17 protein-coding genes are annotated in these 23,879 nt (G+C 50.8%); 12 read left to right on the plus strand and 5 right to left on the minus strand.

Going from position 1 to position 23,879, the window contains the following annotated elements:
- Positions 1-2: 2 nt before the first annotated feature.
- The 5 genes from JYE49_RS14005 (at position 3) to JYE49_RS14025 (ending at position 5,074) form a co-directional block, all read left to right on the plus strand.
- Entirely contained in the window at positions 3-686 is a 684-nt protein-coding gene (locus tag JYE49_RS14005; protein ID WP_093957661.1) for a hypothetical protein, read from the plus strand.
- Between the two features lie 680 nt (positions 687-1,366).
- Positions 1,367-1,699: a hypothetical protein gene (locus tag JYE49_RS14010; protein WP_093957660.1), complete on the plus strand. Its 333-nt coding sequence runs from the start codon at positions 1,367-1,369 to the stop codon at positions 1,697-1,699.
- Between the two features lie 290 nt (positions 1,700-1,989).
- Positions 1,990-2,412 (plus strand): hypothetical protein, encoded by a 423-nt coding sequence (locus tag JYE49_RS14015; protein ID WP_093957659.1) that lies wholly within the window; start codon positions 1,990-1,992, stop codon positions 2,410-2,412.
- A 34-nt stretch (positions 2,413-2,446) separates the two neighbouring features.
- On the plus strand, positions 2,447-3,697 hold the full coding sequence (locus JYE49_RS14020) for a barstar family protein (RefSeq protein WP_093957658.1): 1,251 nt from the start codon (positions 2,447-2,449) through the stop codon (positions 3,695-3,697).
- Positions 3,698-3,712: 15 nt separating this feature from the next.
- Positions 3,713-5,074: a hypothetical protein gene (locus tag JYE49_RS14025; protein ID WP_093957657.1), complete on the plus strand. Its 1,362-nt coding sequence runs from the start codon at positions 3,713-3,715 to the stop codon at positions 5,072-5,074.
- 86 nt (positions 5,075-5,160) lie between these two features.
- On the opposite strand, the gene JYE49_RS14030 is transcribed toward JYE49_RS14025, so the two are convergent.
- Positions 5,161-5,775 (minus strand): helix-turn-helix domain-containing protein, encoded by a 615-nt coding sequence (locus JYE49_RS14030; RefSeq protein WP_093957656.1) that lies wholly within the window; start codon positions 5,773-5,775, stop codon positions 5,161-5,163.
- Positions 5,776-6,053: 278 nt separating this feature from the next.
- Between JYE49_RS14030 and JYE49_RS14035 the strand changes: the two genes are divergently transcribed.
- From JYE49_RS14035 to JYE49_RS14055, 5 genes are all read left to right on the plus strand, one after another.
- Positions 6,054-7,976, plus strand: coding sequence for a hypothetical protein (locus JYE49_RS14035; protein ID WP_093957655.1), 1,923 nt, complete (start codon positions 6,054-6,056; stop codon positions 7,974-7,976).
- A 141-nt stretch (positions 7,977-8,117) separates the two neighbouring features.
- Complete coding sequence (locus JYE49_RS14040; RefSeq protein WP_093957654.1) at positions 8,118-8,975, plus strand: creatininase family protein; 858 nt, start codon at positions 8,118-8,120, stop codon at positions 8,973-8,975.
- Positions 8,972-9,706 (plus strand): MerR family transcriptional regulator, encoded by a 735-nt coding sequence (locus JYE49_RS14045; RefSeq protein WP_093957653.1) that lies wholly within the window; start codon positions 8,972-8,974, stop codon positions 9,704-9,706. Before JYE49_RS14040 ends, JYE49_RS14045 begins: the two co-directional genes overlap by 4 nt.
- Positions 9,707-9,798: 92 nt before the next feature.
- Complete coding sequence (locus tag JYE49_RS14050) at positions 9,799-11,115, plus strand: peptidoglycan-binding protein (RefSeq protein WP_093957652.1); 1,317 nt, start codon at positions 9,799-9,801, stop codon at positions 11,113-11,115.
- Positions 11,116-11,307: 192 nt separating this feature from the next.
- Complete coding sequence (locus JYE49_RS14055) at positions 11,308-12,333, plus strand: helix-turn-helix domain-containing protein (RefSeq protein WP_093957651.1); 1,026 nt, start codon at positions 11,308-11,310, stop codon at positions 12,331-12,333.
- Positions 12,334-12,399: 66 nt separating this feature from the next.
- On the opposite strand, the gene JYE49_RS14060 is transcribed toward JYE49_RS14055, so the two are convergent.
- A complete protein-coding gene (locus JYE49_RS14060; RefSeq protein WP_179217363.1) occupies positions 12,400-12,558 on the minus strand; it encodes a hypothetical protein in 159 nt (52 codons plus the stop codon).
- 783 nt (positions 12,559-13,341) lie between these two features.
- On the opposite strand from JYE49_RS14060, the gene JYE49_RS14065 reads away from it, so the two are divergent.
- Together JYE49_RS14065 and JYE49_RS14070 are read left to right on the plus strand one after the other, a co-directional pair.
- A complete protein-coding gene (locus tag JYE49_RS14065) occupies positions 13,342-14,535 on the plus strand; it encodes a coiled-coil domain-containing protein (RefSeq protein WP_093957650.1) in 1,194 nt (397 codons plus the stop codon).
- A gap of 45 nt (positions 14,536-14,580) precedes the next feature.
- On the plus strand, positions 14,581-15,147 hold the full coding sequence (locus JYE49_RS14070; RefSeq protein WP_093957649.1) for a hypothetical protein: 567 nt from the start codon (positions 14,581-14,583) through the stop codon (positions 15,145-15,147).
- Positions 15,148-15,436: 289 nt separating this feature from the next.
- Here the strand turns inward: JYE49_RS14070 and JYE49_RS14075 are convergent, their stop codons facing one another.
- The 3 genes from JYE49_RS14075 to JYE49_RS14085 all read right to left on the minus strand — a co-directional run bounded on the left by JYE49_RS14075 (position 15,437) and on the right by JYE49_RS14085 (position 23,419).
- Positions 15,437-18,832: an insulinase family protein gene (locus JYE49_RS14075; RefSeq protein WP_179217362.1), complete on the minus strand. Its 3,396-nt coding sequence runs from the start codon at positions 18,830-18,832 to the stop codon at positions 15,437-15,439.
- Between the two features lie 312 nt (positions 18,833-19,144).
- Positions 19,145-22,540: an insulinase family protein gene (locus JYE49_RS14080; protein WP_179217361.1), complete on the minus strand. Its 3,396-nt coding sequence runs from the start codon at positions 22,538-22,540 to the stop codon at positions 19,145-19,147.
- Between the two features lie 234 nt (positions 22,541-22,774).
- Positions 22,775-23,419, minus strand: a complete 645-nt coding sequence (locus tag JYE49_RS14085) for a hypothetical protein (protein WP_093957646.1) — start codon at positions 23,417-23,419, stop codon at positions 22,775-22,777.
- Between the last annotated feature and the right edge of the window lie 460 nt (positions 23,420-23,879).

The raw sequence follows: 23,879 nt of genomic DNA on the forward strand, positions 1-23,879 counted from the left end.
CAATGGGTGCAAACAAAGAAAGACAACAGCGTTTGGAAAAAGCTGTGGCGGAAAGACGCCGGCAGATGACGCAGTATCATAGTTTTACAGAAGATGAAATGTTTATTGTGAAAGGGAGTCCGGCTTTTTCTGTGTTGGATTTCTGGCGGTTTGAATTTGGCGCCTTGATCAGCATGGTGGGGACGATTGGTGAATTCCTTGTATGCCGGGCGCTGGAGATTCCAAAGGCTGAAAATGTGCTTAAATGGACAGGATATGATGTATCCTATAAGTGCAAGCGTATCGAGGTAAAGTCTACCAGCTATATTCATTCCTGGAACGGGAATAAACAGTCGGATGTTCGTACGTTCTCCATAGCGCCGTCACATAACAATTATTGGCTTGTAAAAGATGACAGTGATACAAAGAAACTGTCAAGACAGAGCGAATTATATGTATTCTGTCTGAACACCCAAAGGAACTATGAGACCTTTGATCCGCTAAAGATTGACAGCTGGGAATTCTATGTAATTCCGACATACAGGATCAATGAACGGTGCGATCGGATCGGGATTCCGGACCAGAAGACAATCAGGCTGAGTGTGGTTAAGAAAATGACAGAGCCGGTAAAATGGACGGAATTGAAGGAAAAAATTGACGCGGGTATAGATGATGTGGATCAATGGGTGGACAGACTTGATGATTAATGGTCTGTGTTGTAAGGTTCGCAGAATCAACGAGAATTACCAAAAAATGGTAAGAATTTTGACCCTAATTTTGACCCTTATTGGAGCATAATTGGTCATCATGGCTAAAAACGTCAAATAACGAAACTGTTGAAAAATAAGGCTCGGAGGCACGCGCCATCACCTAAAAGACAGGCTTCCCCGAATTCAAGTCCCGCCTTCGGCACTAATGGACACTGGGGACAGTCCCCAGTGTCCGTTTTTTGCTGTCGGAACATTAAGGTTGGAATGTGACAATAGGGACAGACCAACTGTCATCATTCCAAAGGAACGTGACAGTTGGTCTGTCCCTTTGTCACGTTCCTGCTTCTACGCTCCGTAGCCTCCACGCTGTCATCCTCCGGAGATGTTAACCTTCAATTCAAAGGAACATCGTAACGCTAAACTGTCATCTCGACCAAGGACACGAAGTGTCCGCGTGGAGAGATCTCCCAGCTCGTTCACGTTCGGGAACCTAATCGGAACATCGCAGCCTTCACGCCAGCGGATAATTATGAATTCTGAATTATCTTTTTTCCCCTTCTTCCCGTAAAATATGTAACGTTTGAGTAACGTTTTCCCTAAAGCTATAGCATCCGCCATCCCCTCTGTTTATAATAGCAGTAACATGACCGATCAGCAGCGGCAGAGAGGGTAAACGCATGAATCATGATATAGCAGATATCCGTTCACTGGATCATCTTCTGCGTAGTTTATACACGATCCTCAAAAATGAAAATCAACCGGAGACCCGATATGCGGAACAGATCATAGGGCGTATGGGAAACAATATCGGAATTACCTTATCTGATGAACAAGCCGACTTGTGTGAATTGTTTTCGATTCTGAAAGCAGATTACAAAAGTCTGTTTCCGCCAAAATCCGGCCTGACAGAGTTTTATATCCGAAGAGATAATGTTTCTCTTCAATGCCGGCTCAACACTGAATATAAAAGCATCCTGAGCCAGATTGAAGCAATTCTTGGGAGATACTGACACGAGGATGGTTCCTTATCCGGTTTTCTCCTGTTCCTGTAAAACATGTAACGTTTAAGTAACGTTTTCCCGCAAAGTATAGCGTCCGCCTTCACCTCTATTTATAATAGCATTAAGCTATAAGCCGCTTCATTCCGTCACCAGGCGTTCATTCATAACCGCTGAGTGAGGAATACGATATTATAATTTGCGAATTGTATACTGTATTATAAGGCCTGACGCGCGTAAGATAAAAACACAGACCGGGGTATGTGGAGGCGGGGAAGAAAACATACAGGAGGGAAGAAGCGATGGAAAAGAAAACGACTCCGCTGGGCACCATCATCAGTGGATTTGCTGTGCTTATTATTGGGATTATCATTACTGCAAGAACAAGCAGTTATACTTATTATCCCTATTCTCCCTTCTCAAGGAGCGATTCCGGAAGAACCCTTGGCATTGCGATTATTATAGGGGCTCTGATAACCATAGCTGTTGGAGCTTTTCGTATGTCGAATCAGGACGAGGAAAACGATGGTTTGGGGCCTGTGGAGGATTTCTCAGAAAGGTTTGCGCATGAAGAGAAGCCGGCTCCGGCTCCCGCTCCGACTCCTGTAGTGGTAAAGGTGGAAAAGCCTGCCGAAAAGAAATTCGTATTCTGCCCGTACTGCGGTACCGCACAGAAAGAAGACTATACGACTTGTGAAAGCTGCGGCGCGGGACGGAAAAAATAACGGTTGTGTGATTCACACAGGAGATAAAAACAACATGAGCAGAAAGCCCTTTACCCCGAAAGAGGATATAGCCGTCGGCTTTATTGGGACTGCTGGTTCCATCTATGTATTCGTAAGAGCATTCACCCAGATGAAGGATCATTGGCAGCAGCCTCTGGTTCTATCGATCCTGTTGGGGCTCGCTTCCATAGGCATGATTTACAGCGGATTCAAAGGGCTGAAAAGAGAAAAAGCGAAGAAAGCTGCGGAAAAAGCCGCTGAAGAGAAACCGTTGATTCTGGACAAGCAGGCGATGACAGACCAGGTCCGGAAAGTACTCAATACTTTCCGGAAGAAGGAAGCGGTCCGGAACGCCGGGATTTATAAAGATTATATCTACCGTTATGAGCAGCAGCTCCTGGCGCTGGAGCAGGATCTCAATTACAACTGTATCAGCGGAGCCTGTCATATCTATTTGGATAATGATGCGTACGACGTCAATGATCCGTTTATCGATGAGATTGGTAAGGCGGAACGGATGCTTCATGACTACCTGCTGAAGGAGGCTTCCAAGCTGAAACAGCCGGTAAAGCAGGAGGCGTATCTTCCGGCCACTGCCCAGATGGAAGTAACTATTGACGGATCAAAAATCAGCAGTTATCAGGATTTCATTGACGTGGTTCAGAAGGAACTTCAGTTTCCCCAGCACTGCGGGGGCGGGGCGGACCGGTACCTGGAACAGATCCGGGACCTGTCCTGGCTGCCCTATAAAACCTACGTCTTTACAATTTACAACACCGCGGACCTGGAGCGCCGGAATAATGCGCTCCTGAAGCAGATTGTGGGTGATTTTGACCGGAACATCATCCCGTTCTGGCATCACCAGGTGGTGTATGTTGTCGTTGACGGGGAGCCGAAGAACGTCCACCTGAACCTGATCGAAGGGGAAGACTGTCAAACCCTGACGCCGCTGGAATGCTATGTCATTGACGCCCTGGCGTCAGAACTGGAGAAGGAGCAAAATCCGCACAGCGACCTGCTCCGGAAAGAGAATATTGTCTCGAAAGAGAGCACTCCCTATTATTCTTTCCTGTTCCTGCCGAGAACCATTGAATACTCTGTGGCAAAGCCGGGGCGCAGTTATCTGGAACTGGAAGTATCCCTGGATCATGGTTATCCGGTCGAGGTGCTTCTGCATGAAATGAGCAGGACCTTCTCCATGATCGAAATCTATATGGCGGATTCCGGCAAGCTCCCGGAGAACCCGGTGATCATGGGACACAAAAAATATTTTACTCAAAGCTGAAACGAGGAGAAGTGAATGGGCGCGTCGTTCTGCAACCTGTATTGCAAAAATGAGCATGCGGACAGCCTGAGGGAAAGGCTGCCGAAGGGAAGCCGTCTGCTGACCGGATATGGTGACTGGTCTGTGCTGCTCCTGGAAGAGTTCAATACCCGGAAACTCATGTATCTGGCCCGGTTTATTCCCGGCGACGTCCTGATCTTCTATCTCTATGATGACGAGGCCTTCGGCCTGTATTACTACCGGGACGGAAAAAAGCTTTCCTATCTGGACTGCGGTGAGTATAACTCAAAGGTCAGGATCATGGCGGAGAACCTTTTCCAGGATGATCCCCTGGCCCTGAAGAAGCTGTGGGCCATCAAACGCGGCATGTCAGTGGATGAAAAACTGGCTTTACTGGAGGAAACCTTCGGGTTGCCTTTTGACGCCGCCTATGAACAGGAAGAGATTCCTCCGGTGGCAAAGAGCTCCGAAACCTACGACCGGATGAACGCGCGGGCCAAGGCCCTGCGCAACCGGCCGAACCGTTATCAGACGGAACTGCTGCCCCGGGAAGAATGGCCTGTGAGCCTGCAGAACGGGAACGGCAAATTGTTTCCGGGGATTATGCGGGGAATCCGGGTACTCATGACGAACTCAAAGGGCCATGGGATCATTTACCGGACAGGGGAAGGAATTATCTGCTCGGATAAACAGGGACAGGAACAATGGTTTTTCCTGCCGGACCTGAGCGCGCAGAGGTTTCTGTATGAACCGATCGTCGGCAAAGACGGAATCGTGGTAATCCGGGGCAACCGGGAGGACAGTGCACGGTGCACAGCATGGCGACTGTCGCCGGAGGACGGATCCGTCCTGGCGCAGCGGGATTTTGATGATGACAACGTCCGGTATATGCGCTGGAGCGATGAAATGGACTGTTATGTGTATTCCAGCCGCAAAACCGGAGCGTTTGTCTTCCTGGACAGGGAGCTCAATGAGATCCGGACTGCCTTGCCTGAAGAACATGTTTGCGGGTTTGAGTATGGTGATTATGTCGGACACTGTGCCTATACGTCCCATGAAACAAATGACGGCGGCTGGGAGATCGTCCGGACGGATCTTACCAGCCGCGAAGTAAGCAGGATCCGGCTGGAGCTTCCGGTTTATCCACGCCATATGATCCTTTCAGGAGCGTGCCTCTGCTGCGGTGTGGCAGGATTTACCTTTGATTCGGTTGTTTTCTTTGGCTGGGACGGTAAAGTGATCTCCCGGCATCACCTGGAACATATCTGGCATGTCTGGGAAGAAGCCGGAAAACTGTATGGCGCGGCGGTGGATGATAAATCCCATAATATAATCGGCGTCTATCTTTTCCGTGAAAAAGCAAAGCTCCGGGGATAAATCCCCGGAGCTTCTTTTATACGAACCCTAATTGTTAATTGTTAATTCTTAATTGTTCATTTGGGCTTCGCCCATTGCTTCCTACCTCATCCTAAGAGTATCTTCCTCACATTCTCCTCAATCGCTGCACTGTCCATGGTGCTTTGAACGAGCGGCTGTATAACTTCCCGGCTTTCCCTCATGTGCGGCAGCCGAGAGGCCAGGGCATTTGCCTTGTCTTCTTTTCCGGCCTTCAGGTACAGGAAGCATAACGCGGCCCGGATGGTGGCCTTCTGCTTTTCGTTCGCGGAAAGCGGCAGGCCTTTTTCCATCAGTTCAATGGCTTCCGCGGTTTCGCCCTGCAGCGCCAGGGCTCCTGCCAGCCCCAGCATCATGCCGGGGTCGTTCGGATAGGTCAGCAGTGCTTCCCGATAGGTCTTCGCGGCCGCCTCATAATCCTCCTCCTGCTGATATGCCACCGCTTTGGCGTGGATCCCCCGCCGGGTTTCTTCCGCCCGGATCGTATCCATCCCCAGCAGCAGGTCCACGCTGGTTTCAAAGATATTCGCCAGCGCGGGCAGGAACGTGATATCCGGATACGATTCCCCCCGTTCCCACTTGGAAACGCTTTGCGCCGTAATTCCCAGATATTCAGCCACATCTTCCTGGGTCAGTTCTTTCATGATCCTGTATTTTTTCAGGTTTGCTGACAGATACATCATAAGTGTTCCTCCGTGTTTTTATTTCCGGAACGTTCCAGAAGCATCATACCATTTATGCGGCAAAATCCAATAACGCAGTGGTTGTGTTCAGCTCAACCGATTCGGCGGAGGTGCGTGTGGAAAAATAGACCCCTGTAATTTGCTTTTTTCATCCTGTTTACTGACCAATACAAATTATATACTTTTTTCAAAACGAGGGGTAGGGTAAAATATATCCTACAGAAACAGTTGTCGATATCCGATCAATACCTTCCAAAATGAAAAAGGAGCAGAATACTATGTTGAGAAAACTGATTTCCCTGGCACTGTGTATGATCCTGTGCGTGTCGGCGTCCGTGATTTCGGCGTGCGCAGAGGAAACGGCTCCTGTTGAAAAAAGGATTACTAAGATTCAGAAAGCCGTTGAAGAGGGCGGGGACAAAGCGCTGTGGGAACTGGTAAACACGAATTACGCGACCAATGCTTACAAGGAAGAGGGTTGCTCAGAACTGTATATCTGGGCCCCGGACGGTCCGGTGCTTCCGTGTGTAGGCCGGGAAGATGAACACGTAAAGAACTATTATATGGTCGATATGATGGTGACCAACAATGTAGGGCTTATGCTGGAACAGGTGCTTTCCTATACAGTGCAACCTGACGGAACATGCGTGTTACAGGATCTGAGCCAGGATTTGCTTCCTGCCGGGCCGGAACGTATTGCTCCCGGTTATGTGTTTTCCTATCGCTCCACTTATCCTGCGGACGGGACCAGCAGGTATGAAATTGTTGCGGCCGTCGGCACAGATGATAACGGGCATGAGCTTGAGTTTTACGGTGTAATCCAACGATTGAACTACATACCATATGACGCTGCAGAGATTGTTTCGGTGAACCCGGACTATGACATAGACAGGGTTCGCTATGAAGCGGATTTCCGAATGATCCTTGCTGACGGCGTCTGGTGGGTTCCGATCAACACGCTGGGGAAAACACGCTATACCAACCGGGAAATTGCCGACATGGTGGAGCACAGTCCGGAGGAGAAGCAGGAAGAAATCTCTACCTTGTACGAAGCAATCCAGCTTTTCAGGATCAGCGGTTTCACTTATACAGAAGACAACGCAGATATCCTTGAGAACGAAATCAAGTGGGAACATCATAAACCCGGACGCGATGCGGTGCGCACCAATACAGGCTGCTGCGCGACAGACAGCAACTGGCTGAATTATATCCTGAGCGGGGATTATGAGCAAATTGGTTTCCTGAGCTATTCCTGTGCAGACAACAACGGACATGTGTTCAACTTTATCTATCAGGACGGATACTATTACTTTATTGACCTGACAGGTTATGAGGACAGTTATGAGAACGGACTGGCACGGGAGAGCGGAATGCCCAGGGACTATATATATTCGGGCTTGGCTACAGGATGCCTGATTAAGGCCAGGTCGCCAGAAGACTTTGTGAATTATTATGTCGGGATCTGCGGGAATGCTCCGAATCTGTTTTTCCTTTACCAGGGGGAGAATAACCTGCCTATTGCTGGAATAGAAATAGACGGATTGATGACGATGACTTATCCGGAAGGATATGACATCCAGATCCTGGACGGCAATGAACCTGACAAGCTGGGTGTGCAGTTTGTCGAGGGACCGAAGAAAGAATATAAGTGGTCTGCCCTGAAGGATGCGAAAATCAAGGTAAAGGATAAATACCTGCGTGACGCGGAAAAAAACGCGGCTGAGCCGCTGACAGCCTGGCAGCCGGGAGACGTGCTTACGCTGGAGGATAACAGCGATAAGGGCCGGGCAGTGATTGACGGAGTCAAATTCGGTACTTCCAAAAGGGACGAGGTCCGGGTTGGCTTTGAGGACAATCTGTACCTGGACGGCAAACATGCCAATGGTGTTTTCGATCTCAGCCTGCAGCTGGAACAGCACAGCGAAGCGATGAAGGATATGGACAGCCTGGTGCTCGGAGAGCTGAACATAGATATCGTCAGGACGATCCCCGAAACACAGCTGGTGATCTGTACGCGGGAAGGCGATCAGCTGACCGTACAGGAAGTGACAGACGGAAAGTACTACGAATCCCGGCAGATCAGTATCCGGAAGGATGAGAACGGCAATTGGACAGAAACACCTGAGTACTGGTACCTGATCATCACAAACGGCAAGAAAATGAAATATGAATTCGGACGGTTCAAATGCGAGCTTAACTAATGAACAATGAACCGGCTGTGGCCGGAAAAACCCGCTGTGCATCTGCACAGCGGGTTTTTATATAATTTATTAAGAACCTCTTGACCTGGCCTTTACGGCCAGGCTTATGATTCGTCCGAAATCAAGAATGGAGGACGGACGATGAAAGATTTGAGCCTTATGACCTGGAAGGAAATACAGGCGGCTGACAAGAAAAAGAGTATTGTTTTTGTGGTGATGGCGCCAATTGAAGAACACGGATGGTGTCTTCCGCTGGCCACAGATCTGCTGGAAGGAGTATACTGGAGCAAAGGAGCAATGCAAAAACTGGAGCAGCGGCTGGGAGCAGAATGTTTTTATCTCCCTCCGTTTCCGGTTGCGGCAGCTTCCGTAAATGAGTTTTACGGATCCATTCATTTCTCCATGAAGGATACTTGCAGAATTGCCTGCGGGATACTGGAAAGTATACAATGTATGGGATTCTGGCATATTGTTGTGATCGCTTCCCATGCGGATCCGCAGCACCAGATCGCGATTGAAAAGGCGGTCAGGAAGGCAAACGCCAGGAACGGGCTGAGCGTTTTTGCGCCGATGGGGCAGATCTTTATGGGCGTTGGTGTGAAGCCGTTGGCACAGCTGGAAGCTTTTGAAAAAGAACACGGCAATGATTATCATGCCGGATGGATTGAAACTTCAAGCCTGCTGGATATTGATGAGCAGTATGTGCGGGAAGGATTCAGGGAACTGCCGTCATCAAGGATCACAGACAGGGATATGATCTTCCGAAAGAAACAGCTGGAGGCCATGGGTGAGTACGGCCATATCGGTTCACCAGATCTGGCAACAAAAGAACTGGGCAAACAGTTGAATGACAACTGTATTGATTCAATCTGTGATGCGGTGGAGAAGTTCTACCACAGAAGCGAATATGAAAAGTACGGGGAGTATACTTTATATAAAATCCTCCCGCTGCATATCGGATTCCTGGGAAAAGTCAGGAGAAGGAAGGTGGCTAAATGACGTATACAAGAGGACAGTTCGCGGTAATGGGAAACGTGGGGAGAAAAGCACTGCGGCTGTATCACGAAGAGGGGCTCCTGGCGCCTGTCAGCATTAACGAGGAAAACGGATATCACTATTATGACGACACACAGCTGGAAACCCTGGAGAGAATCAAAAGACTCCGGAAAATCGGATTATCCCTTTTTGAAATCAAGCAGATCCTGGATGGGAAGGTTCAGGAAGAGGAGATTGTCGACAGTAAGATCAGGGAGAAGGATGAACTGCTGAAAGAGCTGAAGGCACTGGCCGGAGAAACCGGGAAGCAGGAAACAGCTTATGACGGTAAACCGGATACACAGCCTTTTGAAAGAACAAAGTGTATCTGCATCGAAGAGAATGTGGAACTGGAAAACCTGGGCATGTCGGTGGGGAAACTGTATGAAAGGGTTGCCCGGGAGGGAATGAATGCAGAAGGTTCTCATTTTGTGAGATATGAAGGGCTGCTGGATGACGGGAAATTCAGGATGATTACCTGCCTGCCTGTTTCACAGTATGCTGGCGAGGATACGATGGAGATTTGGGAACCCCACTGCCTGCACCTGAATTATCCGGGAGGCTTTTCCAAAGTATCCGAAGCGCACAGGATTATCCGGAAATACGCGGAGGAACAAGGAATAAAGCTGACAGACAGGGTATATGAAGTGTACAACAAAAACATGACGATAGACGTCTACTATACGATCAGCTGAGGGAAGGAATGGAGAACCCCTGGTTTGTCGTTCTATTATCAGATTAAGGACACAGGCAGGAGGCGAACACAGTGAGATTATCCTTTCGGAGAATGATAAGTGCAGTGCTGGCTGTCTGCATGCTCCTGTCGTTCCTGCCTGCACAAGCTGAGGGAACGGATATTAAAGCTTTGCAGACGCGCCTGCTTGACCTGGGATATGAGATCGGCAAAGCAGACGGGATCCTCGGCAAGAAGTCTTCCGCGGCGATTGCACTGGCGCAGACACTGCTGGCGGAACAGGGATTTGATATACAATCAACCGGAACTCCTGATGCGAAGACGGTTGAGCTGATCATGAAAGAAGAAAACAGCGGATTGCTCCAGATGCTGGTGAAAGGCAGCTGGGGAAGCCGGGTTAAGGAAGTTCAGCAGAAGCTGATCGGCCTGAACCTGATGCGGAGCCATGCGGACGGACAGTACGGCACGAACACAGCAACCGCAGTGCTTACATTTGAAAAACAGCTGGCGGAACAGTTGCCGGACCAGATTAAACCGGATGGTAAACTTACTACAGACGAATATAAGCTGCTGATGAGCGACCTGAGCAAATATGGATTTGAAGCGCCGATCTATTTTGACGATACTCGTCCGGAAACCCTGAAAGAAACATATCTTTACGCGAAGCATGCTTGCCTGATCAATGCGTCAACCGGAGAAACCCTGTTGGAGAAAGCTGCGGATGAACCGGCTGAACCGGCCAGTACGACAAAGATCATGACGCTGTTGACGGCGCTTTCCTTATGCGATCCGGACAAGTCAGTTGTGATTCCAGAAGAGGCGGCGGACATCCCGGCGGACAGTACCCGGGTGCCGGTGACTCCCGGTGAAACGATGATCATGCGGGATCTTCTCTACGGTATGATGATTCGCTCCGGCAATGACGCGGCGAATGCGGTGGCGGTACTTTGTTCCGGAAGCGTGGATGCTTTTGCGGAAGAGATGAACAAGACCGCAGTAAAGCTGGGGATGGAAAACTCCCATTTTGTGAATCCACATGGTTATACGGCAGAGGGACACTATACCTCGGCAAGGGATCTGGTAAAGGCGGCGCGGTACGGACTGACACTGAAGGAATTCCGGGAAATTGTGACTTGCATGTGGTATACCCTGCCGAAGACGGAAAAACGGGATGAAGAGTTGGTGATAACCCAGAAATGGGAGATATTCAATCCTTTGTCAGAATACTATATTCCCAACGCAGCAGGGGTCAAAAGCGGTTATACTTCCACTGCCGGTTTCTGCTATGTGGGTGCCTACCAGGAAAACGGCATTACTCTGATTGCGGCTGTGATGGGTGGCCAGGGCAGGAATATGGCCTGGACAGACCTGAAGCGGCTGTTTGCGTATGGAATGGCCGTAACAAATTAATGAATACTGAAAACTTAAGACTTAAAACTTAAAAATGGAATGGTTACGAGTTGCAAGTGGGGACTTGATATTGCCAGCCTATAATTCGCTTAATGGTTGAGTTGGATAAAACATGCAGTTATTGTTATTTTGGCGAAAGCACGATATGATACGGATGTCAGCTGACAATAACAACTGTGGAGGAACTCAACCATGGATTTAAATATGGGAAGCGTGATCAAAAGACTGCGGACTGAGCATTCGGTCACGCAGGAAGAACTGGCCGCGTATCTGAGGATCTCATTCCAGGCGGTGAGCAAATGGGAAACAGGAACCACTATGCCGGATATTACGCTGCTGCCGAAGCTGGCGGCATTCTTCGGAGTCCGGATTGATGAGCTGTTCTCCGTGAATCATGAGGATGAACTGGAACGGATTGACAACATGCTGAAGCGTGAAGCCATGACGGATCAGAACTATGCCTACGCAAAGCGCGTGCTGGACAGGGTACTGCAGGAGAATCCGAAAGATACCGGCGCTGTGAAACGGTACGCAAAGGTTTATCTGGCGAAAACGAATACTGACCTGCTGGCGGCGGGACGGATGCTGGAAAAAGCGATGGAAGAAAGCCCGCTGGATGAAGAGGTATACTCCCTGTACCGGGCAGTGCGCGGCGGAGGCGAGTATGAACAACACAGCGCTAATGACTGGTTTATCCGGGTCTGTGAGCCGTATGCCAGGAAATATCCGCAGAACCGGAACCTGTATAGGATGCTGATTGAAGCGATGATCAGCAAAAAGTATTTTGACAGGGCCGAGGAACTGCTGAACGCGGTACAGTTTGAAGGGGAAAACCGGTATATGAAGGAGGTTCTGCTCGGGGATATCGCGCAGGCCAGGGGAGAAGCGCAGAAGGCGAAGGAGATCTGGAACAGCATTCCTGAAGATGACTGGCTGGGACAGTATGAAGCGGGTGAGCGGTTCAACCGGCTCAATGAATACGAGAAAACCATAGAATGTTTCAACAACGCCTATAAAGCCCAATCGGCTCCGCATAAGCTGGACATGATGTACTCGCTGGCGTTCCTGTACAAGAAACTGGAACGGTACGCGGAGGCGAAGAAGGCCTGGGAACTGATTACTGAAACTCTGCTCACAGAATACGGAATGACAGAAGAGGACAATGACGTACAGTGGCCCAAACGTGAGATTGCCCAGCTGGAAGCATTGATGCAATAACGGTTGATATAAAAAGATGCGGATTGAATAAGCTCAATCCGCGTCTTTCTATATATTAAAGTATGATCAAAGGAAGAAGTCGATAATGTCCAGGAGGGCGGAAGAAATCACGCCGATTATACTCTCTTTGCGCTTTTCTGCCTTCTGGAATTCGGTGAATTCCTCATCTGTAAGAGGTTTGGGATCCGTTCCCTCGCGGGTCATATCGTAACTGTTGCTGTTCATTTTCTTTCCCTCCTGTGCAATGGATTTCAATCTATGTAAAAAGCCTCTGTGAGAGTGCTTTCATGAATATATACGTTCATTCGGAAGAGATGGCAGTAATGAGTATTGTTTTTGGCAGACATATTTTGGAGACTGGGAAAGGACGAATGACCAGGAATTCCGAAGAGGCGGCTAAGTTTATCCAAAGCCTGAAAGAGTTAATCCAATCGATGTCGAAAGAATAACTGCAGAGAAGCGAAACACAGTAAAGACGCGGATCAAATTGATCCGCGTCCTTTTTTGAAATTTCCCGGCATCCCGGATCTCAAAGATGAAAAGATAATTGCTAAAAACAGAGATATAGCAAAGTTCATTTTGCCAATCTGAGTATTTATACCTGGACGGAATCCAGATACATTGGATGTGGTAAAGAGTAAGGCAGAGTCTGCATAGAAAGAAAGATTACATGCCTTACGCTCTCCAAGAGCTTATATGTGTATTGTGAAAGGAAACCATATAATTATGCCTGAAACGAAAAAGATCCTGGTTTTGCGGCGAAATCAAAAACCGTTTCCTAAAACATATATAAATACATAATCTGGATTTCTTACCTGAACACCTGCAAAACCTCGGGAACTGCTGAAAATGGCTTGCAGAATTTACGGTATTGTTACACCGTGTTTTCGGTGCACATGATATAATTTGACCATAGAGTACCGGTTTGATGGGAATCGGAAGAAAACGGATACGAATGGGTGCCGGCATAAGGAGAGAAACTATTTTTCGAAGGCGGAGGAGACCGGAATGAAAAAGGGGACGACATTATTCATCGCGATTATCTGTATTCTGGCGATAACCACGGTTGGTTTGTATACAGGGTATGAAGAAAAAAAGGAACAAATTGAAGCACTGCAGCAGGATATGCTGATCCGGGATGATATGGATGGCGCTTTCAGTGAGGAGATCGCAGAAAAAGATAAACAGATCCAGGGACTGGCAGACGTTCTTGAAGAGAAAGACCGGAAGATCCAGGATCTGAAGGATGACCTTCAGGAAATGGGACAGCAGGTTACAGCGTTGACGAATGATGCGGAACAGTATGTGGAACGGATCAATGCCCTGAACGCGGACGTATCCTCCAGGGACAGCAGGATTGGGGAACTGGAAGCGTCAATTACTGAAAAGGAAGGCAAAATCGGGGAGCTGGAAACAATCGTTGCTGGGAAGGACAGCAAAGTCGGGGAACTGGAAGCAGCCATCTCTGAGAAAGACAGTAAGATTGGAGAACTGGAAGGCAGTATTTCTGCGGCACAGGAGAAGATTGATTCCCTGAATACGGATCTTACGGACAAGACAAAATCAATCGACGCGTTAAATGCGGATATCCTGAGCAAAAACAGCCAGATTGAATCCCTAAGCGCTGAGAGTGACAGTACGAAGGAGACTTTACAGACCGTACAAAACCTGGAGACAGAACTGGCCGGGAAAGAAGAGAAGATCAAAGAACTGAATGACAGTATTGCGGAAAAGGATGAGATTATTGAGGATCTGAAGGTGAAGGTCCAGAATCTGGAGATACTGCTGAATACTTTTGCCCAGAACAAAGACAAGGACGAGGGAACAGCAGGAACAAACGGGCTGGCTTCCGTACGTCCAATGGTTACGATGGATTTTGACAAATATACAATGTCTGAGCCCGGGAAGATTCAAGTTGTTATAACGGTGACCAATACCGGTGAGGAGGACATGAATGAGCCGGTGACACTGTATTATCCTAATGACAAGAAGGTGAATGAGTTCGGCGAAGACGGTCTTCCTGCCGGTAAAACAAGGAGCTGGACAGGTGAATGGGATGTGACGCAGGAACAGCTGGACGAGGGGAAAGTGGCCTTTATCATCCGGTACTCTCTCTATGACGGTGCTGCCGGTGAAGATGGTCTGCCTACACTCAGACAGCATAAAACGGTTTTTTCAAAGCAGATTAACAAGGGCAAGTAAAAAAGAAAGTCATATCGGATAAAACGGGATGCCGGGAGGGATATCATGCTGCGTGAAGAGACAGCTGCTTTGCTGAAGAGATGGAATTATCCTTTTGAATCCTTATATGGATGGACATTCAAAGGTGATCCATGGTGTGACGATGTGGCTGTTGAGGCTTACCTGGGGAATGCTCTGTTTGTGATTTATCAAATTGCTGAAGTGGGCATGGGAAAGTATTACGGACGAGTAGCTGTGCTGTTTGATCATGAGCATCCGACATTATTCCTGGCTTGCAAAGAAGGCGTGGTACTTTTTCCGAACATCCGACCGGTTGTTACTCCGGATGGACGATATATGTTTGCCTGTTTTTACTATGGGGTATTGATTATTGACCTTATGAAGAGAAAGTTCACAGGGCTGAAACTGGATCATTATGAAGATTCTGTATGCTATGATATGCAGCCTTCCGGAGACACATTCCATATTTACCATAAAGAAAACGGAAAGAGTTCTGTAATAATTCCGGAACGTCTGACATGGCATGAAGGCCCAGGAGAACAGGAGAATATTGAAACATATTTTCAACCTTATGAACAAGCAGTAGGCAAGCTCAAGCCATACTGGCTGTAATATGCTGCGGCAGATTCCCAAAGAACACACTCACTATTCATCCGTTATTCACATAATCATAAGCAGAAGATAAGGTAAGCCGGTTATGATACAGATGTCAAAGGGAGACGCGGCCGGCTCCCGCCAATGACGAACATCATCCCGCCGGCAAACCGGCAGTGATGTTTTGAATATAGATGTTTACATTCACTCCTCTTTTGCGGTGCTGTGCCATGCAGCACCGCTGTTTTATGTTCCGATGAAAAAGGACTGCTCAGGTGAGCAGTCCTTCTTTATACCAGGGATAGATTTATTCGCCGGCGAGTTGGACGAATACGTCTGCCAGGTCCGCACGCGTTACAGCCGCGTCGGGGGTGTCGGTGGAGAAACCGGCACCAAGGGCAGTCAGGATATTACAGAAGAGATCTTCATGCAGTTCGGCATTCAGATCCTGATCTGCGGAGACCAGGCCGTAACCGACCAGGGCTTCCTTACAGCCTTCCGGATCATTGCTTCCGCCGCCGATCAGCATATACAGACCGCCAAGGAAGTCACCCACGGTGGCAGGTTCATCCGGCGCGAAGAGGCCGTCTTCCTTCGGCAGCATCATACCGCTGGTGAAGGAAGAATAAATGGCGTCATGATGTTCGTTGTCTTCTGCTACGTCGGAGAAGGAAACCTGGGTCAGGTCTTCAGTGTGGAAGGGGTTCTGGATCGCGTCAAACAGTTCGCTGTTGGCCTGCAGGGTGCCGATCGGTCCGACGGTGCCGCGGCAGCCCTTTTCCATCAGCTTGGCATAGGCTCCGGCAGCGTTCTTTACACTCTCGGGCGTCACACTCTTGTAGGCACGCATCTGCTGCAGCTTTTCATCCGCAGGCCTGCAGTGCAGGATGTTGGTCATGGCAGTCACTGCGCCGCCCAGTTCGCCTTCAGGTTTTGCCAGGTTGGAATACTGCTGCATGATATAGCCGTCAATCTGTTCCTGCGTCAGCTCCATGGAAGCCAGTTTTTCCGGAATGGAGTCGTACAGGTCGAAGGTGGCCTTGACGTTGGGATCCCTGTAGGAGATCAGGTACATGGCGTAATCACCGTCAGTACCGCACCAGACGCTGTAAGCACCCATCTGATCCCGCAGGACGGGAACCAGCAACTGGTCCGCAATCAAGGATCCAATGACGTTGAGGGCATAATCCGGTTCGACATCGATCTGGCTGAAGGAAGCACAGTTGCAGTTGTACTGGATGTTACCATCCACGGAAATACCTTCTTTGATTGGGGGAGTCGGCAGGTTATAGACCGGATATTCTCGCTCTTCGGAAGCGATATCCGCGAAGAAGGTATCCACCAGGGACGCATTCACCGCGATGGAAGCTTCGTTACCGGCAAAGGTGGCGACGGCACCGCTGCGGTTGGCCAGGAAAGACTGGATGTTCTGCAGGCGGGTTACCACCGTTTCCGGTTCCGTGACCATCTGCTGTTCCAGCTCCTCCAGGAAAGCGTAATAAGATGTGTAGTTCAGATAATCATAATACCTGGATTTGGGATCGGCGACGCCTTCCTGGCGGGAGTAGAGTGCTATATAAGGCGCATTGGTAATGCTGTTGCGCACAGAGGCTTTCTGGGCGGTAATCCGCTCGGATAACACCTGGAGATCCGTAAATTGGGTATGGAACAGGATTTCCTTCATCAGGTCATAACCGGCAGCGAGATCGTCGTCCAATGCGATCCACTCAGCGACCAGATAAGCGCGTACGTTGTCTTTTTCGGGTGTGTCGAAGCTATCCACACCGATTGTGCGGGACATTAGATAACGATCCATCAGGATGGCCAGTTCTTCCTTGCTGTGAGCATCAGTATCCAGCTGACCCAGCAGGCGGGTGAACAGGCGCAGGTAGTGGATGTCTTCCTGGGGAAGCGTACGTGCGTCGAAGTAGAGGTCGGCCTTGCCGACACCGTCCACACCGGCCACGGCGCTTATGCGGCGGACGCTGTCTGCGCCGGTTTCGTCGGTGATCTGGTATTCACGGACTTCCTCGGGAAGATCCGCCACGGCGACAGGGGTCAGGGCGGCAATCATCGCGGCGTTATCATCTTCTTCGGGCTCGGCATGAGTGGCGTCGATGATAGCTTGCTTTGCTTCTTCTGTCATACCGGCCTTTATTTCTGCCAGTTTGTCGGCCAGTGCGGCATCCTGCTTTTCTTTCAGGCCGGGTTCGGGATAGGTGGCGGTCAGGGTGTACAGTTCAGGATCCACATACCAGTCGTTGATAGCGGCAGTAAGCAGGCCCTTGGCGTTTTCGTCCAGGATATTAACCAGGTCTTCCGTAGATTCGACATAATCGAAGGGATTGCCGGTGACGGCGTAATCATACGCCATACTCATCATGATGGATTCGACCGGCTTCCCGCTTTCCAGTGCCAGCTTATTATCCAGCAACTGGGCAGTTACGATGGAATCCAGCTGAACAGGGTCAAAGCCATCCTGGGCAATCTGCTTCAGGGAGTCGTTGACTACTGTACGGAAAGCTTCCGCGTCTTCCGGGTTGACGTTGTTTGCCACAAAGACGAGGGCATCATCCGGAGCGGCCAGCTCGCGGCCACAGGAGAAGGAACCGGAGGGGAAGGCTTTCTTAAGGTTCTGTTTGAGCAGAGAACCATTGGCATTAAGCAGCATCCAGACGTGATCTGCTGCACGCTGCTGAGCTTTGTTTTGTTTCAGGCCGGGGCAGATGATGTAGTAGTAAACGGTGGACTGGTTGGCTGTGTCGGTGCCTTCCGCCACTGCATAGGGGAAACTGGTGACAACAGGTTCAGTGATGCGGGTATAGCCGCTGTCGGTGAAAGTGAACTCCTTCTTCTCATAGGGGCTGAAGGCTTCATCCAGCAGTTTCAGGAACACGGTGTAATTTTCAAAAGAACCGTACAGCAGGCCGATGCAGTTTGACGGATGGTAATAGGTATCGTGGTATTCCTTCAGGGCGTCCCAGGTCATATCCGGGATGGCTTCGGGCTTTCCGCCATAGTTGAAGGTCAGGGCGGCACCGGGGAAGGTAACCAGGTTCGCGTTGTCCATAGCGCTTTCCTGCAGGGTCATGGCGCCGGTCATCTCGCTGTATACGGTACCGTTCAGCGTCAGGGGGCTGTCCATGTCCTCCATTTCATAGCGCCAGGCTTCCGTACGGTAGATATCTTCCCGCTCTTTGACTATCGGATGCAGGCAGCAGTCCGTATAGAAATCCGCCAGGGCAAGCAGCTGCTCCTCGGAAAGGGATGCGACCGGATAGCTGGTCATCGCGTCGGTGGTGTAAGCGTTCATGTAAGTCTGGTAAGACTGATAGACCAGGTTGAACCACAAGCCGGTGCTGGGATACTTTGCGGAACCGGACAGGGTGCTGTGCTCAAACACATGCGGCAGGCCGGTGTTGTCAATCGGCCGGGTGGGGAAGGTCAGCTGGAAGGCGCGGTTCGTATCTTCATTGGCGATATAGAGGAGCTTTGCGCCTGTCTTCTGATGTTCAAAAAGTACCAGGTTCGCGCCGATCATCTCAAAGGGGCGGATTTCCTTGGCTTCAAAGCCTTCGACCACATCGCCGACAGCGGGCAGACCGACAGCTTCAGCAGCGTCAGCCGGAGCAGGTTCTGCCAAAGCGGGCATCACACTGACAAACAAAGCCAGTGCAAGGAACAGGGACAACAGTTTTCTCATCTTTCTTCCTCCCATTTCGGGTTTTATACTGCCCCGCAGAAGAGGCAGCCGAAAGAGCATTGAATGCTCTTACCTGACAGGAACCGGAGAATTATATGGGTTTATTATGGCACTGAAACAGTGTAACGCAACAAAGCAATATTTGCAACTTGTATGCTGATGCGCGCACAAAATGAGGATCAGGAGACGCCTGGGGACAGCGCTTTGCAGATACAAGAATAACGGACACCAGGAGACAGTTCTGACTATCCGCATAAGTGGACAGTGGCAGAACCGTCTCCGGTATCCGCCTTTCTTTATACCAGAGAAAGATTATTTACCGGTAAGCTGGATAAACAGCTTCGCCAGTTCGGCACGGGTGACTGCCGCATCCGGTGTCTCGGTAGAGCCGGGAGCGCCCAGAGCGGCCAGAATGCCGCCGAGGAAACCCTCATTCAGTTCGGCATTCAGGTCCTGATCCGCGGGGATCAGACCGTTGGCACTCAGAGCAGCTTTGCAGGTTTCCGGATCATTGGCTCCGCCGCCGATCAGCATATACAGTCCGCCGAGGAAATCACCCACGGTGGCGGGTTCATCCGGCGCAAAGAGGCCTTCTTCCTTCGGCTGCATGAGGCCGCTCGCAAAGGCGGCGTAGATGGCGTCATGCTGTTCACTGTCTTCCGCCACGTCGGAGAAGGAAACCTTGGACAGGTCTTCCGTATGGAAGGGATTCAGGATCGTGTCATACAGATCGCTGTTGGCCTGCAGGGCGCCGATGGGGCCGGCAGTGCCGCGGGCACCTTTTTCCACCAGCTGGGCAAAGACAGCCGCCGCGTTTTTCACGGTTTCAGGCGTCACGCTCTTATAGGCGCGCATCTTCTGCAGCGTTTCGTCCTCGGGACGGCCATTCAGGACTGCGTTGATCTTAAGGATGGCTTCTGTCAGTTCGCCGGCAGGCGTCGCGATGGATGAATACTGGCGCATGATATAGCCGTTGATCTGGTCCTGGGTCAGTTCCATGGAGGCCAGCTTTTCCGGGATGGAATCATACAGGTCAAAGGTGGCCTTCACGTTGGGATCCCGGTAGGAGTAGATCATCAGGCCGAGGTCGCCGTTCGTGCCGCAGGAGGCACCGTAGGCGCCCATCTGGTCCCGCAGGATGGGAATCAGCACCTGGTCGGTGATGATCGAGCCGATGACGTCAAAGGTGTAATCCGGTTCAATGCCGAGCTCCCGGAAGGAAGCAGTCAGGCAGTTGTACTGGATGTTGCCGTCCACGGAAAGGCCTTCCTTCCTGTCGGCTGCCGGCACGTCATAGGCGGGATACTCCCGCTTCTCATCGGGGAGCTCCGCGAAGAAAGCATCCACCAGGGGCGCGTTGAGCGCAATGGAGTTCTCATTGCCGGCATAGATGGCCATGGCTCCGCTGCGGTTGGCCAGGAAAGACTGGATCGCCTGCAGGCGGGCAACAACTGCTTCCGGTTCCGTTGCCATCTGCTGCTCCACATTTTCCAGGAAGGTGTAATAAGGGGTGAAGCTCAGGTAGTCCTGCACCCTGGACTGGGGATCGTCAAGCCCGGCCTGGCGGGCTAAAACCACCGTATAGGGGGCAGCGGAAATGATGCTGCGGGCAGTGGATTTCAGGGCTGAGATCTTTTCGGCAATCGTCGGGATGTCTGTAAACTGCGTATGGAACAGGATTTCCTGCTCGAGGTCATAGCTGGCCGGCAGGTCCCTGTCCAGGGCGACCCACTCGGCCGCCAGGTAGGCGGTAACGTCGTTCTTGTCAGCCGTATCGAAAGTTTGGATTTTGTAGCTTCCGCCCGTCAGGTAACGGCCCATGAGCAGGGCAAGCTCTTCCTTGGTATGGGCGTCAGTATCCAGCTGACCCAGCAGCTGGGAGAAAAGGCGCGCATACTGCAGGTCTTCCTGGGAAAGACCGCGGGCGTCCAGGAACAGGTCGATCAGTCCGATTTCATCCACGTTGGCTGTCATGTTCAGACGGCGGACGCCGTCGGCGCCGGTTTCATCCGTATACGGGATCTCACGGACGTCTTCGGGAAGGTCAGCCACGGTGACAGCCGTCAGGGAGGCGACCATTTCAGTGGTGTCTTCCTCTTCGGGCTTCGCGTTGGTGGCGTCGATGATGGCCTGCTTTTCCTCTTCCGTCATGCCGGCCTTGATCTCTGCCAGCTTTTCAGCCAGGGCAGCTTCCTGCTTTTCCTTCAGGCCGGGTTCCGGATAGGTGGTGGTCAGGGTATACAGTGCCGGATCCACCAGCCATTTTTCAATAGCGCCGGTGAGGAGGCCTTTTTCGTTCTCCTCCCGGATATGGGTCTGGGCTTCCATGTTTTCGCAGTATTCAAAGGGATTGCCGGTCAGGGCATAGCCTTCGGAAAGATTGGCGACAACGCCTATGATCGGGCTGCCGCCTTCCGTTGCCAGCTTATTGGTCAGTTCCTGGCGGGTGGCGGTCGCGTCCACCTGCACAGGATCAAAACCGTCCTGCACAATCTGCTTCAGGGAGTCATTGACGATTTTGCGGAAGGTTTCCGCGTCATTCGCGTTGACGTTGTCTGCAGCAAAGAGCAAAGCGTCATCGGGTCCGACGGAGTCACGGGAGCAGGTGAAGCTTCCGGCAGGGAAGGCTTTTTTCAGGTTTTCAATCAGGAGAGAACCGGTGGTGGCCAGCATGAGATCCGCATGATCCACGATCCGCTGTTCTTCCTTGTTTTCCCTCAGGCCGGGGCAGAGGATATAGTAATACACGGAAGACTGATTGGTGGTATCCGTACCTTCTGCCACCGCGTAGGGAACGCTGGTGACCACAGGCTCCGTGATCCGGGTATAGCCGCTGTCGGTGAAGGTGAAGTCCTGCTTTTCATAGGGAGCGAAGGCTTCATTCAGCAGCTTCAGGAAAGCTGTGTAATTCTCATAGGAGCCGTACAGGTAAGCGAGACAGTTGGACGGATGATAGAACCGGTTGTGGTATTCCTTCAGGGAATCCCAGGTCATATCCGGAATGTATTTGGGAATGCCGCCGGAGTTATAAGCCGCCACGGAACCGGGGAAGGTGGCAGTCCTCGCGTTGTCACGGGCGCTTCTCTGCAGCGTGAGGGCACCGGTCATTTCACTGTACACGGTACCGTTCAGCGTCAGGGGACTTTCCATATCCGCCATTTCATACCGCCAGGATTCCGTACGGTAGATGCTTTCATCCGTCATGATCATCGGATGCAGGCAGGAGTCTGTATAAAGATCCGCCATGGCAAGCAGCTGCTTTTCGGAAAGGGAACCCACCGGATAACAGGTCACATAGTCGTCGGTATAAGCGTTCACAAAGGTGGTATAGGACTGATAAAGAAGATTGAAAAACAGGGCTTTGCTGGGATACTTCTCCGAGCCCGACAGGGTGCTGTGTTCAAACACATGGGGCAGGCCGGTGTTGTCAATCGGCCGGGTCAGGAAGGACAGCTGGAAGGCGCGGTTGGTATCTTCATTGGCAATGTAAAGAAGCTTCGCGCCTGTCTTCTGGTGCTCAAAGGACACCAGGGTTGCGCCGACCAGGTCAAAGGGACGAAGCTCCTTGACTTCGAAGCCTTCGACCACGTCGCCCACGGCCGGCAGGCCGGCCGCTTCGGCAGCGCCTGACGGAGCCGGTTCCGCCAGGGCGGGCAGTGTGCTGACTGCCAGCGCCAGCACAAGGAACAGGGACAGTATTCGTTTCATCTTTCTTCCTCCGTTTTGTTTTTCCGTTTTCCCGGATTCGGGAAAAACGGTTATACGAAGACAGCCGATCTCCATCCGGCCGGATTGCCGGACAGGAAACCAGATATCGACGAATCATTCATTGGTTTTTCGGGAAGATATGTCAGGGCAAGTCTTCTCGAATATTTATCGGAACCCCGCAGCGCATTCAGGGTGTCATCCCGAACAATGCAAAGCAGTGTCGAAGAGAACCCATTAATTCTGCATGCGGTATTCTCCATTATTCATTTCGTACTCTTCCCCAATACTGTTTCCTCTTTGCTTCAGTTCCCACATCACCCCTTCAATCTTATCGATCAGGGCGTCAATCCGGGCGCGGCCGTCGTTGATTTTCTGCTGCACCATCAGATCGCTGAAGAAGTTGTCGCAGAAAATATCCAGCATGGTGACCAGCGATCCGGTATCGACCTGCAGGCCTTCGCCGTCCACGTCCCGCAGCTCCTTCGCGAAGCGGCGCAGGTCCCGGTTGGCCTGGTCCATCCATTCATTGGCCTGGTCGATTTTGCTGTGCTTGATCATGCTGGAGATCACGCCGCCGCCGAGCATGTCATAGATGCCCCAGTTCCGGGCAGAGTTCAGTTGGCTCTTGGCTTCCCGCAGGCTGTCCAGGGCCTGTTCACCGGCGCGGATGGCTTCGTTGATCTCCCGGATTTCCGCGTTGGGAACTGTGTTCCGGGGCTCTGCATAAGACAGGGTCCGGGTCGGGTATACGGGTTCCCGGGGCTCAAACCGGGCCTCTTCCTCATAATCATCGTCATAGTCTTCATCGCGGTTGCTGCGGTTTTTCCGGTACAGGGCGAGACCAATACCAATACCAATAATGACGGCTAAGAATTCCATTTCCGTATCCTCCTTGGGGAGAAGTGCCTCCCGATGCTCATATCCTAACTGACAGCCGAAGCAGAAAACAGATCGAATCAGGATAAATAAACCCGTCTATTTTTCCATGTGCCGGCCAGGAAGAGGGGCGCATGCAGGCTGGATGTTTTGATATTCAATGCCTGTGGGGCGCAAACATGTATTTACAATTTGCGATCTTTTTTATATAAATAAACAATATATTTTTTTCATCTGAAGGGGGATGAGTTACGGAGAATAAAGCAATACACTCCCTTGACAGTCCCGTTTTCGGGAATATAATAAGTGCCGAACAAAGGAACAGCGATCCAACCAATTACCGTCCCTGTGCTCGAGGAGACATCACCAACGGATGGGCGGCAGATCGCTGTATCAGACAGAACGGCATCACGGCTCATCATGGATACATGGTGGGCCTTTTCATATGAAAGGATGCGATCAA

This window comes from Aristaeella hokkaidonensis, from assembly GCF_018128945.1.
GTDB classification, from domain to species: Bacteria; Bacillota; Clostridia; order Christensenellales; family Aristaeellaceae; genus Aristaeella; species Aristaeella hokkaidonensis.

Coding starts and splice junctions, on each gene's coding strand:
- JYE49_RS14005 (WP_093957661.1), top strand. CDS start 3: ATGGGTGCAAACAAAGAAAGACAACAGCGTTTGGAAAAAGCTGTGGCG.
- JYE49_RS14010 (WP_093957660.1), top strand. CDS start 1,367: ATGAATCATGATATAGCAGATATCCGTTCACTGGATCATCTTCTGCGT.
- JYE49_RS14015 (WP_093957659.1), top strand. CDS start 1,990: ATGGAAAAGAAAACGACTCCGCTGGGCACCATCATCAGTGGATTTGCT.
- JYE49_RS14020 (WP_093957658.1), top strand. CDS start 2,447: ATGAGCAGAAAGCCCTTTACCCCGAAAGAGGATATAGCCGTCGGCTTT.
- JYE49_RS14025 (WP_093957657.1), top strand. CDS start 3,713: ATGGGCGCGTCGTTCTGCAACCTGTATTGCAAAAATGAGCATGCGGAC.
- JYE49_RS14030 (WP_093957656.1), bottom strand. CDS start 5,775: ATGATGTATCTGTCAGCAAACCTGAAAAAATACAGGATCATGAAAGAA.
- JYE49_RS14035 (WP_093957655.1), top strand. CDS start 6,054: ATGTTGAGAAAACTGATTTCCCTGGCACTGTGTATGATCCTGTGCGTG.
- JYE49_RS14040 (WP_093957654.1), top strand. CDS start 8,118: ATGAAAGATTTGAGCCTTATGACCTGGAAGGAAATACAGGCGGCTGAC.
- JYE49_RS14045 (WP_093957653.1), top strand. CDS start 8,972: ATGACGTATACAAGAGGACAGTTCGCGGTAATGGGAAACGTGGGGAGA.
- JYE49_RS14050 (WP_093957652.1), top strand. CDS start 9,799: ATGATAAGTGCAGTGCTGGCTGTCTGCATGCTCCTGTCGTTCCTGCCT.
- JYE49_RS14055 (WP_093957651.1), top strand. CDS start 11,308: ATGGATTTAAATATGGGAAGCGTGATCAAAAGACTGCGGACTGAGCAT.
- JYE49_RS14060 (WP_179217363.1), bottom strand. CDS start 12,558: ATGAACAGCAACAGTTACGATATGACCCGCGAGGGAACGGATCCCAAA.
- JYE49_RS14065 (WP_093957650.1), top strand. CDS start 13,342: ATGAAAAAGGGGACGACATTATTCATCGCGATTATCTGTATTCTGGCG.
- JYE49_RS14070 (WP_093957649.1), top strand. CDS start 14,581: ATGCTGCGTGAAGAGACAGCTGCTTTGCTGAAGAGATGGAATTATCCT.
- JYE49_RS14075 (WP_179217362.1), bottom strand. CDS start 18,832: ATGAGAAAACTGTTGTCCCTGTTCCTTGCACTGGCTTTGTTTGTCAGT.
- JYE49_RS14080 (WP_179217361.1), bottom strand. CDS start 22,540: ATGAAACGAATACTGTCCCTGTTCCTTGTGCTGGCGCTGGCAGTCAGC.
- JYE49_RS14085 (WP_093957646.1), bottom strand. CDS start 23,419: ATGGAATTCTTAGCCGTCATTATTGGTATTGGTATTGGTCTCGCCCTG.